The 14,971-nt window shown below is 38.4% G+C and carries 14 protein-coding genes; 13 read left to right on the forward strand and 1 reads right to left on the reverse strand.

Annotated elements, in window-relative coordinates; genetic code table 11:
* The first annotated feature begins 87 nt into the window (after positions 1–87).
* The 13 genes from AMET_RS01500 (at position 88) to AMET_RS01560 (ending at position 13,584) form a co-directional block, all read left to right on the forward strand.
* Positions 88–1,878: a hypothetical protein gene (locus AMET_RS01500; RefSeq protein WP_011971432.1), complete on the forward strand. Its 1,791-nt coding sequence runs from the start codon at positions 88–90 to the stop codon at positions 1,876–1,878.
* Between the two features lie 32 nt (positions 1,879–1,910).
* The gene (locus AMET_RS01505; protein WP_011971433.1) at positions 1,911–2,291 is read left to right on the forward strand and encodes a metallopeptidase family protein; all 381 of its coding nucleotides are present in this window, start codon (positions 1,911–1,913) and stop codon (positions 2,289–2,291) included.
* Positions 2,292–2,527: 236 nt separating this feature from the next.
* On the forward strand, positions 2,528–4,405 hold the full coding sequence (locus tag AMET_RS24050; protein WP_011971434.1) for an S-layer homology domain-containing protein: 1,878 nt from the start codon (positions 2,528–2,530) through the stop codon (positions 4,403–4,405).
* Positions 4,406–4,951: 546 nt separating this feature from the next.
* Positions 4,952–5,506, forward strand: a complete 555-nt coding sequence (locus tag AMET_RS01515) for a TetR-like C-terminal domain-containing protein (protein ID WP_011971435.1) — start codon at positions 4,952–4,954, stop codon at positions 5,504–5,506.
* Between the two features lie 95 nt (positions 5,507–5,601).
* On the forward strand, positions 5,602–6,531 hold the full coding sequence (galU, locus tag AMET_RS01520) for a UTP--glucose-1-phosphate uridylyltransferase GalU (RefSeq protein ID WP_011971436.1): 930 nt from the start codon (positions 5,602–5,604) through the stop codon (positions 6,529–6,531).
* 204 nt (positions 6,532–6,735) lie between these two features.
* A complete protein-coding gene (locus AMET_RS01525; protein ID WP_011971437.1) occupies positions 6,736–7,578 on the forward strand; it encodes a motility protein A in 843 nt (280 codons plus the stop codon).
* Entirely contained in the window at positions 7,553–8,266 is a 714-nt protein-coding gene (locus AMET_RS01530) for an OmpA/MotB family protein (protein WP_011971438.1), read from the forward strand. Before AMET_RS01525 ends, AMET_RS01530 begins: the two co-directional genes overlap by 26 nt.
* Before the next feature lie 225 nt (positions 8,267–8,491).
* Positions 8,492–9,403: an S-layer homology domain-containing protein gene (locus AMET_RS24055; RefSeq protein ID WP_011971439.1), complete on the forward strand. Its 912-nt coding sequence runs from the start codon at positions 8,492–8,494 to the stop codon at positions 9,401–9,403.
* Positions 9,404–9,482: 79 nt separating this feature from the next.
* Complete coding sequence (locus AMET_RS01540) at positions 9,483–10,145, forward strand: tetratricopeptide repeat protein (RefSeq protein ID WP_011971440.1); 663 nt, start codon at positions 9,483–9,485, stop codon at positions 10,143–10,145.
* Positions 10,146–10,297: 152 nt separating this feature from the next.
* Positions 10,298–10,564 (forward strand): DUF4160 domain-containing protein, encoded by a 267-nt coding sequence (locus AMET_RS01545; protein ID WP_011971441.1) that lies wholly within the window; start codon positions 10,298–10,300, stop codon positions 10,562–10,564.
* Positions 10,565–10,577: 13 nt separating this feature from the next.
* Positions 10,578–10,823: a DUF2442 domain-containing protein gene (locus tag AMET_RS01550; protein WP_011971442.1), complete on the forward strand. Its 246-nt coding sequence runs from the start codon at positions 10,578–10,580 to the stop codon at positions 10,821–10,823.
* Between the two features lie 235 nt (positions 10,824–11,058).
* Entirely contained in the window at positions 11,059–12,048 is a 990-nt protein-coding gene (galE, locus tag AMET_RS01555) for a UDP-glucose 4-epimerase GalE (RefSeq protein WP_011971443.1), read from the forward strand.
* A 105-nt stretch (positions 12,049–12,153) separates the two neighbouring features.
* Positions 12,154–13,584, forward strand: a complete 1,431-nt coding sequence (locus AMET_RS01560) for a glycosyltransferase family 39 protein (RefSeq protein WP_011971444.1) — start codon at positions 12,154–12,156, stop codon at positions 13,582–13,584.
* 9 nt (positions 13,585–13,593) lie between these two features.
* Here AMET_RS01560 and AMET_RS01565 read toward each other — a convergent pair whose 3' ends face one another.
* Positions 13,594–14,802, reverse strand: a complete 1,209-nt coding sequence (locus AMET_RS01565; RefSeq protein WP_001339197.1) for an IS4-like element ISVsa5 family transposase — start codon at positions 14,800–14,802, stop codon at positions 13,594–13,596.
* Between the last annotated feature and the right edge of the window lie 169 nt (positions 14,803–14,971).

Below are 14,971 nucleotides of genomic sequence, written 5' to 3' on the forward strand. Positions count from 1 at the left end.
ATAAAGAGGCCTGCTTAAAAGGGGTCTCTTTTCTTTATATCTTAAAAAATGTATAATTAGGGAGAGATAAGTGAAAGGAATGATAACATGAAGAGGATCGTTTTTTCCCTTTGCTTTATTGTGATCCTAATGGGTTGTAGTCAACAGGAAATAAAGGAAGGACAAGTGTATGTAGTACAAGATGAGAATTATGATGAAGAACAAACTGGTGATATTTTAAATATTGAGGGAAGAATCCCCTTTCAAAAGTACGTTAACCAAAATATTGTAGATCTGCAGGATTCAAACCGAATATTATTGACCATTGCCCCAAGTGGTGAGGAAATATATTTAATGGAGAGAATGGAAACAACCGAGCTTTCACCAGTTATTAAGGGAGACGTCAGGGAGAAGGTAAGGATTATAAGGGAGGATATGGTTACTAAAGATCAAGTAATTGTAGCAAAGGATATCCCTTTTGTTTCGAAAGTACGATGGAATACAGAGGGAAATATAGTGTCCTTCGGTGGTGGAGATAGGTTAACAATTTATGATGCCAAAGATGGAAGTATCATTATGGAGGGAAAACTAGCACAGGATCCCATCACTGGATTTTTCTGGGCACCTACTGATGAAAACAAGATCTACACAGAGCAACCTAATTTGGCTAATGGTAGTATCTATTATCTGGCTTCTCAAAGAAAAGTGGAAGCATATGAAACCAGAGAGGAGACCTACTATAAGGGTAAATTAAATAGTGATTATTATTATGGAACAAAGTGGGATTTAGCTAATGGAAATATTAAGACTGTTATTTTAGATAAACAAGGTAAAACAATAAAAGTTATCATTCCTGGAATATTTAGGGATTCTTATGAGAAATCATTAGTGGTAGTTGGTGAAGAAGGCTTTGGTTTATCTTATGTAGAGGATATTAATAATCCAGAAGATGCGATGGATTTAACAAAGGAGTATGTCTACGATGTTAAATTTATTGCTGATGGGAAAATAGCCTATACCACAAAGGCGGAGGACATAGATGATAATTTGTTTTATTTGCATATAGTGAGCAATAACGGAAGTGAATTGAAAAGAGCTAAGGTTTATGGTGCCAATATTGCACTTTTACCTGATGGAAACTCTGGTTATATTAGTGGACCAGTATGGCAAAAGGTGGACTTTCTAGAAAACAAGCTATTTGAGGTTGATTTAGAACATGATGTAGAACTAGATGAATCAAAAGAGATATATTCAACAATTAGAGGTGCCATGATGACACTTTATGACTTCCAAATGAAGGGAGAGGAAGATCGGAATAGAATAGAGAAGTATTTTAAGAATACACGCTCTCCTGAGCAATGGGCTTATTTTGATGTTACAAATATGCTTCAAGAAAACGATAACAGATCATCAAGGCGAGATTATGCCATGAGGATTGATCTGAAGAGCTATGTCATGGATTATGCTGATGGTAGTGCATCTGTAGTCATTGACGTAAACATAAAGAATTCATATGGGAGAGATATCACTACGGATTATGCTTTGGAGTTAAGTAAAAGTGAGGAGCGTTGGTATGTAACAGGCTTTAGTACTTTTCCCCACGCCGTGGAGAGAGAGGAGATAGAGAAAATCCTTCAGGAAACCATAGAAAAGATTCGAATAGGAAAGCTCTTTCCAGGTAAACTTGAGGATAAAGAGATTACTTTGGGACAAGTGCAATTTTGGTTAAGTAGGATGCCTCGCTTAGCACCGAATATAGAAAGTGCCAACGCAGTGAAGGTATTTTTACAGGTAAATCAGGAAGGAAGAGAAGAGGTGTACAAGTTGGTACTGGAGAAGGTAGAACAAAATTTATGGCAGCCTACTAAGCTGACTCAAGAAGACTTGAGTTCACTATAAAAAAGCAAGTAAATAAAGAAAGGAGCACTGTTATGAATAATTTTCCTTCTATAGATGAAGTTCATGATATATTAGATGAAATAGCTCAAGAGATACCAGATGTATTTTTCAAAGAATTAAATCAAGGCATTCTTCTGCTACCAGAACATAAGCTGCATTTTGAGAGTCGTACTAGGGATAAACTGTATATTATGGGGGAATATCGTAAGAGTATCACTGGTAGACAAATTATAATGTATTATGGCTCATTTGAAAGGCTTTATAAAGGAATGTCTAAAGAAAGGCTCTATGAAAAGTTAAAGGATACTTTACTCCATGAATTTACTCATCATCTAGAATCCTTAGCAGGAGAAGTGGGTTTAGAAGTAAAAGATAGTAAAGACCTTCGTAAATATAGGAATCGATTAACTTAAGCATTAAATGTTTTAATGGCTACTGATAACGAAATGAGGTTTTGTAAGAAAAAAGATTTATTGGAAATATTTTATTATAACAAGAAGGATTTACCAATTATTTAACGAATACTTATATTGTATGACTCGTAGTATATGAGAGGCACCATAAAAATCAAGAAGATAAGGAGGAGATCAAAAATTTAAACTTATCTTGGATAAGGAGTGATAGATATAAAAGAGGAGGAAGAAAGAACATGAAGTTAGTAAATCACAAAAAACGTAGTTTAGCAATGTTGCTAGTAATGGCAATGGTATTTACCGTATTACCAGCAATGGCACCAATGGTTGCAGAGGCGACTGTGAACGGAAGTGCACCGTACATTACCGTGACAGGTGATGTGTACGATGGTGATGAGTACCAAACAGTAACAGAAGGCGTTTATCGCACTGGGTCAGACCTTCAAGTGATGAGTGGTCTTACATTTACAGTGTCTGAAAGTGTATACTTAAGGGCAACTGAAGGACCTAGTTCTGTAGTAGCTAGTGTATATAAGAACGACATTAGCGTAACAGAAGCGGTATACGTTCAGTCAACAGATGAAATAAGCATAAAAGGTAATGCAAATAGTAAGGTAACAGTTGAACTTAGTAGAACTTTGGATTTTAGTAGTCCAGTTGCTACATTTACGTTTACTGTAGATCTAGCAGATGTAGACGATGTAGACAACGGAGACGATGTAGACAATGGAGACGATGTAGACAACGGAGACGATGTAGACAACGGAGACGATGTAGACAACGGAGACGATGTAGACAACGGAGACGATGTAGACAACGGAGATGATGTAGACAACGGAGAAGTTATAGAAGCACCAGAATTAACTTTTGTATCTAAAGATCGTAACAGTGTAAGACTTCAGGTTTATTCAAAGGTTGAAGGTGCAAGATTTGAATTCTTTACAGGAGAGACAAAGAGAACGGCTACTTTTGTAACAGAAGAATCAGGTAAATATCAATATACGATTACAGGATTAAGTGCAAATACAAGCTATACATTTACAGCAAGAGTCATCGTAGATGGTGTTAAATCAGCGCATTCCAATGAAGTAACCGTAACAACCGACAGAACTAGTTCTTCTGGCGGCGGCGGTGGCGGCGGTGGTGGAAGTACTTCAACTTCAACTTCAACTACTTCAGTAAGAGCATCTCAATCCGCTACTTTAAGAGGGCAAGGAGTTGTGATCAATTTCCCTGCTAATGCAATGGATAATGATTTTGAAGTCAAGATTGCAAAAATAAGTAATGTTTCTCGTTTACCAATGCCTTCAAATATGAAATTTGCGGGAGATGTATTTGAGATTACTAAGAACAGAAGTGGTGATTTCAAAGATGATGTAACCTTAACACTACCTTTTGATAAGGCTAAAGTAGATTTTGATAAGTATGATGTATCTCTTTTCTGGTTGAATGAGAGAACCGATAAGTGGATTGAATTAGACAATATAAAAGTAAATAAATCCATAGGTAATGTAAGTGGAGAGGTAGATCACTTTACGAAGTTTGCTGTGTTAGCTATAGACCAAGATGCAGCAGAAGAAGAAAAAGAAAAACCAGTGCGAGTTTTTGCAGACGTTACAGGACACTGGGCAGAAACACATATCAACAACTTAGTAAAAACAGGAGCTATCGGTGGATACCCTGATGGAACATTTAAACCAGACAACAATATTACAAGAGCTGAATTTGCTACGGTATTAGTGAAGGCTCTGGATTTAGAAGTAAAATCAGGCAAAGTGTTTATTGATACAGCAGATCATTGGGCGAAGGATTATATTGCAACAGCTTATGCTAATGGCATTATAAGCGGATATGATGCAAATACATTTGGTGCCAACGACTTTATTACCCGTGAGCAAAAGGCGGTAATGATTGTAAAGGCTGCTGCTTTAGAAAATGCGACAATGTCAAAAAGTTATGTAGATGCAGAAAGCGTTTCTGATTGGGCAAAGACAGCAGTAGAAACTGCTAACGCTAAAGGGATTATTAATGGATATCCAGATGGAACCTTTAGACCTAAAAATAACGCAACAAGAGCAGAAGCAGCTACAGTAATTGCAAAAATTATTCATTAAAAAAGTAAATAAAAATAAAAATTCCCAAGAACTCTAGAGTTCTTGGGAATTTTTTACGGAATCAAACGATTATTGATGAAACTCTTCCCAATTAACGTCAAAGTGACTAAGTAATATAGTTAGGGAGAGAGGTGGAACAGATTTAGGGGACAAATTAAGATGAAAAAGAAGGTGTTGAGTGGATTGCTTATGATGATGACAATTTAAATATTTTAAAATATTTTTGTTTTCATAAACATAATAATCTTATATGGACATCCTCATAAATTACAAGTCGGGGCTGGGGATACCTAATGCGATTATTCTTAATAATCAGTTAAGAAATAGTCCTCGAAATTTAGTTTATAATGATATATAGTGAATAAATAAGTAAGTATAACAGAGTCTCCCTCTTATTTGAAAAAGAGAGGCTGCTTTATACTTACTTTATATTTGACTATTGGATACAAAGGAATAGGATCGCGATTTGTCATTAACAATAGTGTATCTAGATGATTTAATTTATATACAATTATTCTAAAATTTAGAAAGTAGGAGGTGAATAAAGTGACCCAGAAAACAAAAGAGGCCATGGCAGCGTCTCTTAAAGAGCGCTTGCGCAAAACAACGCTTCAAAACATTACAGTGAAAGATATCGTAAAAGATTGCGAGGTAAACCGTCAGACGTTTTACTATCATTTTCAGGATAGTTTTGCGTTACTGGAATGGATTTTTGAAACTGAAGGCACGAAAGCGATCTCGACCAATAAAACCTATGACACCTGGGAACAAGGATTTTTACGGGTATTTCAGTATGTGGAACAAAACAAAATGCTTGTGCATAATGCATATCATTCTATGGGTCGTGAACACGTGGAGAGGTACTTGTATAGTGTAGTTTACAGGTTGCTGATAAATGTAATCAATGAGCAAGCGAAAGGTATGAATGTACCTGAAGACGACAAGGGGTTCATTGCTGATTTTTATAAGTATGCCTTTGTGGGAATAATGTTGGAGTGGATTCATCAAGGTATGAAAGAGCGTCCAGAAGATATTGTCGATAGGCTAAGCAAGTTGATCACAGGGGCCATTCATAGGGCGTTGCTTAAATATGAGCAGTAAGGCATATCGTCCTTTTTGATAAAATTTCCAGTCATATGAAAAAAACTCATGTAAGTGATATACTATAGCTACTAGTGAAAATACAAGGAGGAAATATGATGAAGGTAAAAAAAGCCATTATTCCAGCGGCGGGGCTAGGGACACGTTTTCTACCGGCTACTAAAGCGCAACCAAAGGAAATGCTACCCATTGTGGATAAACCAACACTGCAATATATTATTGAAGAAGCCGTGGCTTCTGGGATTGAAGAGATTTTGATTATTACAGGTCGAAATAAAAAGTCCATTGAAGATCACTTTGATAAGTCTGTGGAGTTAGAGCTAGAGCTTGAAAGCAAGGGTAAGACAGAGCTGTTAGAGGAAGTACGTAAGATTTCAGATATGGTGAATATCCATTACATTCGTCAAAAGGAACCAAAGGGCCTAGGACATGCCATCCACTGTGCCAAAAGCTTTATTGGCAATGAGCCATTTGCAGTTTTACTGGGGGATGACATCGTGGATGCACCTAAGCCTTGTCTAAAGCAGATGATTGATGCCTACAATGAATACAAAACCAGTATTTTAGGTGTTCAGGAAGTTCCATGGGAAGACGTTAATAAATATGGGATTGTTAAGGGAATGCATATTGAGGATCGAATCTATAAGGTGAAGGATTTGATAGAAAAACCAGCTGTGAATGAGGCACCTTCTAATGTGGCCATCCTGGGAAGATATATTATCACACCAAATATTTTCGAAATTCTAGAGAATACCCCACCAGGCAAAGGAGGAGAAATTCAATTAACCGATGCCCTAAGGGTATTGGCTCAAAAAGAGGCCATGTATGCCTATCATTTTGAAGGAAGAAGATATGATGTAGGGGATAAGCAGGGCTTTTTAGAAGCTACTGTGGAGTTTGCATTAAAGAGAGAAGATCTCAGAGAAGATTTCTTAGCTTACTTACAAAAGATTACACGTCGGGAAGTAGAACGTGAACAAACCCAGGTACAAGTTCAAGAAGTGGCCATGACAGATAAGGAATAAAATAAATAATTTTAATAAAGACCTTTTGTTAAGGGGTGGTAGAGCAATTGACCTAATGTATCTTAGCAAAGGGTCTTTATTTTTTATATTGTAGATATTTGTCGAAGGTATATGATAGAATTGTGTAGATGAGTAATAATTAAAAGTGGGATAAAATATAAATAAGAGATCATTTACCCAAGGGAAATCGGAGGATTATAAGATATGAAATGGGACATGGAAAAGAAGTTTGATTTTAAGGGAAGGAATATGAAAATAGTTGTGATTGCAGTGTTGATGATAGTAGTGGCACAGGCCTTAATTGGAACCATGTCTTTATCGATTGTCTTTAATGTTACTGCCCTACAGATCATTTTTGCAGGGATTTTAATTTCTGTTTTTATGAGCTTTCCCTTGGAGATTTTGACCAATACAGTAAAACTTGTGAAGGAAAGTTTTACAAATGATATTAATTATGATGAGACAATCCATAAAATCTATGAGCTAACGGTTAAGATTAAAAAAAAGGGTGTTTTATCCATACAAGCAGAAATCGACCAAGAGGAAAACACATTTCTACGGGATGCAATGATCCTGTTAAATGATTATAAACGTTCCGATGCAATCGAAGATATTTTAGACAATGACATTGAGTCAAGACAGATGAATCTATATAAATGTCATAATGTCCTCAATATGATTGCCCACATCGCCCCTGCCTTTGGGCTCATTGGAACCTTGGTGGGAATGATTGGGCTCCTTGCCAATATCAGTATACCAGATCAAATTATGAACAATATGGCAGCAGCCTTAGTTTCCACATTATACGGGAGCCTAATTGCCAACATAATTGCGGTTCCTCTCATGGCTAGACTAAAAGAACATATAGAACAAAGAGTACTGCAATATCGAATCATAAAGGAAGGAATACTGCTGATCGCACAAGAGGATACCGCCAGAAATGTTTTCGATAAGATGAACGTGATGCTAAAGGAAGAAAATAGATTGATCTATCCTAGACGAGCCCAAGAGGAAAGGAAACATGAAAGCTATGAGTTCAAAGTATGATGGCAAGAAATATGAAACTGAATACTCCAATAGCTGGCTCATCACCTACAGTGATATGATCACTATCGTATTATGCTTTTTTATCATTTTCTTTACATTTACAGCTGAGGAAGCCAGTGTGCTTTATCATGTGAAGGAAGCCTTAACCTCTGAAGTGGCGGATCTAAGTGATGAAAACCAGAGACTACTGGAGGAAAAGGAATCCTTGGCAGCCCTTTTATTTGGATTAGAAGACATTGAGTTGGATTTAGTCCAATCCCAAGAGACATTTATCCGCTTTTTACGAGAGAATCACCTACTGGACCGGGTAGATGTTATTGAAGAGGAGCGAGGTCTTGTGATCCGTTTTAGAGATAGTGTTCTCTTTGGAAGTGGACAGGCTAGGATCTCTCAAGAGGGGTATATGCTGTTGGATCACGTAACGGCTAAGCTAAGAACCATTGATAATGCCATTGTTATTGAAGGGTTCACCGATAACATTCCCATCCAAACCAATGAATTTCCATCAAACTGGGAGCTATCGGTGGCACGGGCCATTGGTGTAGCCAGGTATATGATTGATGAAGAGTATATTGAAGAAAGTCGGATTTCCGTCAGTGGGTTTGGAGAACAACAGCCCATTGATAGCAATGAAACCAATGAAGGACGAGCCAATAATCGAAGGATTGAGATTACGATATTACATTGATGAATAGGTTTAGCGTCGAGGATATAATTTGATCCTTGGCGCTATTTTTATTTAAGTGGAGATGATTTATTTCCCTTAATTTACATTGGAAGAGATTTCCTTATAACGTTGAAATTTCAATGCTTTTAGGATAAAATCATAATATAGATATAGAATTGTTTCTTCGTAAGTAATAAAACTATGAAAAAACCATTCAATATTATAGAAGTAAGTGGAGGGATTTTAATGAAAAGTAACAATGTAAAAAGAAAAGCAATTGGAGCTGTGGTGGCAGGGTCTTTGGTTGTATCTTCATTAAGTGGGGTTTTTGCTCAGAATTTAACTGATATTGATGGACATTGGGCTAAAGAAAGAATACAAGATTGGGTAGCAGCAGAGCTATTATCAGGTTATCCAGATGGAAGCTTTAAGCCAGATCAATCGATTTCAAGGGCTGAATTTATGTCTCTAGTCAATAAATCATTTGACTACACAGTTGAGAAAGAAGGTAGTTTTTCAGATGTGTCTAAGGATGAATGGTTTGCATCAGTAGTAGCTGTAGCAAATGGTGCTGGGTACATATCTGGCTATGATGACGAAACAATGAAACCAAATCAACCGATTAGCCGTCAAGAAGTTGCAACAATCATCACAAAAATTATGAAATTAGAAGAAAATGTTGAACAAGCAGCTGAGTTTACTGACCATGAAGGAATTGCTCAGTGGAGTAAAGGATTTATAGGCGCGGTATCTGCTGCAAGATATATGAACGGATATCCTGATGGAAGCTTCCAAGCTAAAAAGGAAATGACAAGAGCTGAGGCTGTTGCGGCCTTAGATAAGGTCATCAGTGAGCTATCTGATGGAGAAGGAGAAGTAACTGATCAAGAGGCAGTAGAGGCAGCAGCAGAGTTAATGACAGATGAAGTTACTTATAATGCTGAAGCAAATGCCCTAACAATTAACTTCTCTGAAGCACCAGATGCTGGAGTTGAATTTGCAACTCGAGTAGGAAATGGAATCGGAGAGTTTCAAACAACTACAGGTCAAACAGTTACCCTAAAGGTATATGGCGATACAAAAGTAGGAGACATTGACATTTTCATTAGAAAAGGTGAAGCAACAAGTGTTGTAGAATCTGTTTATAGCAGAGACTAAATAGGAAAAAGTTAAAATGAGAAAAAGAACTTCAGATTGTTTGGAGTTCTTTTTCCTTATATGGAGAAAGGGGATAACCATGAATTGGAAAATAAAGACAGCAATGATATTGACATTGGCTATGGTGTTAATGCTTTCCGGATGCTCTCTAGGAGAAAAAGAAGACCCCTCTGTGGCTAAAGCCAATGCAAACTATAAAAATGCATTACAACTAATCAAAGCAGATCAGCTAGCAGAGGCCAAGGGAATATTAGAAGAATCAATAGAGCTGAACGCCACGGAAGGGATTTACCACATAGCCCTGGGAAATATATACTTGAGAGAAGATGAAAAAGAGACAGCCCTAAGCAACTTCGTGAGATCAATAGAGAAAACACCTAAATACAGAGAGGCATACAACAACGCTGTAGGCCTTTACATGTTAAATAATCAGTATGAACAGGCACTGACCACGGTACAAGAGGGTCTGGCAATAGCTCCAGAAGATCTTGAACTCACATTTAAAAAAGCCCAAATATACTTTATTCAAGACAAAAATGAAGAAGCAATTGAAGGATTCCAATTCTTAATAGAGGCAGATAGTGAAACATATTTTGAGGCATACAGATTCCTAGGACTATCTCAATTGAACCTGGATTTAAAAGAAGAAGCAAAGATGAATTTAGAAAAATATATAGAAGTAGCACCTGAGGCAGTACCAGTCAGAGAAAGCATCGAAAATATTCTAAGCACACTAAAATAAGAGAGATGACATCAAGAGACTATCGGCATCACAAGGTAGTCTCTTTTTCAATTGCGAAAGAGTGTATAAGATGAAGAGTATATTGAAGAAAATTTAGATAAATGGTATACTAAACTTGTATAGTTATATATTTTTATGGAAAGGGTGATGAAATGCCAACCATATGTATGTTTTATGGAATAATAATTAGAATGTTTTGTGCTCCAGGAGAACATAATCCACCACACTTCCATGCTTATTACGGAGAATATAAGGCAACAGTTGATATAAGAACTTGTGAATTAATTGAAGGTAATCTACCCAAAAAACAGCTTAAGCTTGTTCTAGCGTGGGCTGAACTACGACAAGAAGACTTATTAGCAAATTGGACTTTAGCAATGAATAGTGAACTTCCTTTTAAAGTTGAACCGTTAAAATAGGAGGTGTAAATTTATGTATTTAGCTATTATGAATGTGAAGCCATTAATTGATTACCAATTACTTTTAACTTTTGAGAATGGTGAAAAAAGAATCTTTGATATGAAGCCTTATTTAGACAAAGGTATATTCAAAGAGCTAAAAGACGAGAAAAAATTCAAGTCGGTCAGAGTAAGTTTTGATAGTATTGAATGGTGTAATCAAGCTGACATTGATCCAGAAGTTTTATATGAAAAAAGTGTGAAATATTCATTGCAATGATGGTTTTAAATGGACACCAAAACTAACGACCCCAGCAAACCTTGGGAGCAATCAACCTCTTAAGGGACTGGGGTTTTTGTTTTTTGTATAATCGAGTTGTTTTAACAGGAATTTCATCAACATGTATAGAACCTAACTACAGTAGAAAAGAATAATAATAAGATGAATTTTGTCAAAGTGATGTATATGGGGACTTTGGGTATAGAGGATCAGAAAACAAGAAAGGAAGATGAAAATGGCGGTACTTGTTTGTGGTGGAGCTGGATATATTGGGAGTCATACGGTTTTGGCTTTGTTAAAGGAAAAAGTTGAGGTCATTGTATTAGATAATTTGAGTAAAGGACATAGAGAGGCTCTACCTTCTGAGGTAAAGCTATACCAAGGAGATCTACGAGATGAAAAGTTATTGGCTGGGATTTTTATAGATAATGAAATTGATGGAGTGATCCACTTTGCTGCGGATTCCTTGGTGGGAGAAAGTGTAGAGGCTCCTTTGAAATACTATGAAAACAATGTATATGGCAGCCTATCCTTGTTAAAGGCAATGGCGAAACACGGTGTGAAGAAAATTGTTTTTTCCTCTACGGCGGCGGTTTACGGAGAGCCAAGGGAAGTTCCTATTGTAGAGGAGAGTTTGACCCTACCAACCAATCCCTATGGCGAGACAAAGCTGGCTGTAGAGCGGATGCTGAAGTGGGCCCAGGAGGCCCATGGCATTGAGTTTGTTGTGCTTCGCTACTTCAATGCAGCTGGAGCTGAGGAAGAGGGAACAATTGGAGAGGATCACAGCCCTGAAAGTCACTTGATTCCACTGGTATTAGAAGTGGCCCTGGGGAAACGAGAGAAGATTTACATTTTTGGAGAGGATTACCCAACGGAGGATGGCACCTGTGTCAGAGACTACATCCATGTGATGGATTTAGCAGATGCTCATCTATTGGCTCTAAAACGATTACAAAGAGGTGAGGGAAGTGGCACCTATAACCTAGGCAATGGAAAGGGCTTTTCCGTGCAAGAGGTCATTGAGACCGCTAGACGAATCACTGGAAAACCCATTCCTGCAGAGATGGCTCCAAGACGGGCAGGAGATCCCGCAGTGTTAATTGCTTCCTCTGATAAAGCAAGAAAAGAGTTGGGATGGACATCTCAATATGACTCACTGGAAAAAATCATCGGAACTGCCTGGAAATGGCATCATTCCAACCCTTATGGATTTAAATCTTAAATTGTGTTATAATGACATTGCATAATTACCTTTTAATAATGACATTTTACATCAACACAACTATAAGCGATATATTAAACTTTTGAGAACATAGGGAGAAAAGAAATGGCACAAAAACGTATACAAAGGACAGTGGCAGGCTGTTATGTAGTGTTTCTCATATTAACTGTCATTTATGGCATGTTTATCCGGGGTCCCTATTTATTCAAAAGACCCACGGTTTATTTGTTGACCTATGCATTATTAGGGGCAGCACTGATGATTGGGGTATTTTATTTATTGGACAGGGTTCCATTTTTAAAGGATCCTAGGGTATTTATTCCTATTTTAGGGGTGATCACCTTTGTGCCACGATACATTTGGGTGAGGCTCATTACAACGGTACCGGTGTATGACTTTGCCAGGTTTCACCAATACACCCAGGCATTGATCAGGGGGGAATATGACTCCTATTTGGAGATTCGGAATGTGTTTCCTCATTTGAGTGGGTATCCCCTTATTTTGTCCTATGTCTATCGAATATTTGGAGACAGTGTGGCAGTAGGAAAGGCATTTAATCTATTTTGTGCTGTGATGACGGCGGTGATAATCTATTTAATAGGTAAAGAGATCTTTGGAGAACGAGGGGGCAGAATAGCTGGACTCCTTTTTGCCCTATGGCCCACATTGATTATGTACACCCCTGTATTGGCTTCGGAGCATATTTTCTTACTGTTATTTTTATTGGCCTTATATTTATTTCTAATTTATACGAAAAAGCCCCTGAAGGGATGGGAGTTACTAAGGCTACTACTAATCGGAGTTGTCATGGCATTTTCCCATATTGTGAGACCTGTGGCCTCATTACTATTTCCTCCCATGCTTGTGTATTTGCTGTTTTACCAAGGGGTAGGCAATTCCCTTGGGGCTTTTGTGAAGGACAAGCTGAAGATAATGGTACTAATTATATTGGCATTTACACTGACAATGGGGGCCCTGAATTGGATGTACATTGATCAGATAAAAGTACCCCTAGGAAAAACGGCAGGTGGATTTAACCTCTATGTGGGGACGGATCCTGAGCGAAACGGCATGTGGAATCCCACGGCCTGGGAGATTATCGAAGAATACGATCATGATTTTGACCGGGTCCACGGAGAAGCCCAACGTCGTGCCATTGAAAGAATCAAAGAAGACCCAAGGGCTTTTGTTGGACTGGCTGAACGGAAGTTTGCCATCCAGTGGGGAACCGATGACTATGGACTTTATTGGAGCATGCTAGAGCGCTACCCCGAGACGGACTTTGGTCTGTGGGTAGATGAAAATAAAAATGAAGTAAACATTTTTGCCCAAAGCTATTATATGGCCATTATTTTACTGGCCCTATTAGGCTGCTGGCGACTCCTTACTAAGGTTCCCAGTCATGCAGTTGGTTTTTTTGCCATGATTGTATTGATCTTTGCTGCTGCCCATGTCTTAATAGAGGTGCAGTCTCGATACCATCATCCAATCTCCCCCTTCTTTATTGTCACAGCCGTGGTGGGGATTGAGCACTGAGAGATCCCCTCATAATTTCCCCAAAGCGTAACCATGTGTGAATAAATTTTGAGCTAGTAGGGTTGCAGCCACGAGTAAGTCTTCCCTTGTTATTGTGTAGCCAGAATGCCGCAAAACTTCCATGCCTAAGCGAACTGTTGAGAGTACGTTTCGATTTCTGACTGTGTTAGCCTGGAAGTGCTTGTCCCAACCTTGTTTCTGAGCATGAACGCCCGCAAGCCAACATGTTAGTTGAAGCATCAGGGCGATTAGCAGCATGATATCAAAACGCTCTGAGCTGCTCGTTCGGCTATGGCGTAGGCCTAGTCCGTAGGCAGGACTTTTCAAGTCTCGGAAGGTTTCTTCAATCTGCATTCGCTTCGAATAGATATTAACAAGTTGTTTGGGTGTTCGAATTTCAACAGGTAAGTTAGTTGCTAGAACCCATGGCTCCTTTGCCGACGCTGAGTAGATTTTAGGTGACGGGTGGTGACAATGAGTCCGTGTCGAGCGCTGATTTTTTCGGCCTTTAGAGCGAGATTTATACAATAGAATTTGGCATGAGATTGGATTGCTTTTAGTCAGCCTCTTATAGCCTAAAGTCTTTGAGTGACTAGATGACATATCATGTAAGTTGCTGATAGGTTTCCAGTTTTCCGCTCCTAGGTCTGCATATTGTACTTTTCCTCTTACTCGACTTAACCAGTACCAACCCAGCTTCTCAACGGATTTATACCATGGCACTTTAAAGCCAGCATCACTGACAATGAGCGGTGTGGTGTTACTCGGTAGAATGCTCGCAAGGTCGGCTAGAAATTGGTCATGAGCTTTCTTTGAACATTGCTCTGAAAGCGGGAACGCTTTCTCATAAAGAGTAACAGAACGACCGTGTAGTGCGACTGAAGCTCGCAATACCATAAGTCGTTTTTGCTCACGAATATCAGACCAGTCAACAAGTACAATGGGCATCGTATTGCCCGAACAGATAAAGCTAGCATGCCAACGGTATACAGCGAGTCGCTCTTTGTGGAGGTGACGATTACCTAACAATCGGTCGATTCGTTTGATGTTATGTTTTGTTCTCGCTTTGGTTGGCAGGTTACGGCCAAGTTCGGTAAGAGTGAGAGTTTTACAGTCAAGTAATGCGTGGCAAGCCAACGTTAAGCTGTTGAGTCGTTTTAAGTGTAATTCGGGGCAGAATTGGTAAAGAGAGTCGTGTAAAATATCGAGTTCGCACATCTTGTTGTCTGATTATTGATTTTTCGCGAAACCATTTGATCATATGACAAGATGTGTATCCACCTTAACTTAATGATTTTTACCAAAATCATTAGGGGATTCATCAGGATTGAGCATTTACTAAATATCTTAGATTGTAAGGCATCTCCTAAAGAATAAAGAGTCGGTA

Source organism: Alkaliphilus metalliredigens QYMF, from assembly GCF_000016985.1.
Lineage (GTDB): Bacteria > Bacillota > Clostridia > Peptostreptococcales > Natronincolaceae > Alkaliphilus_A > Alkaliphilus_A metalliredigens.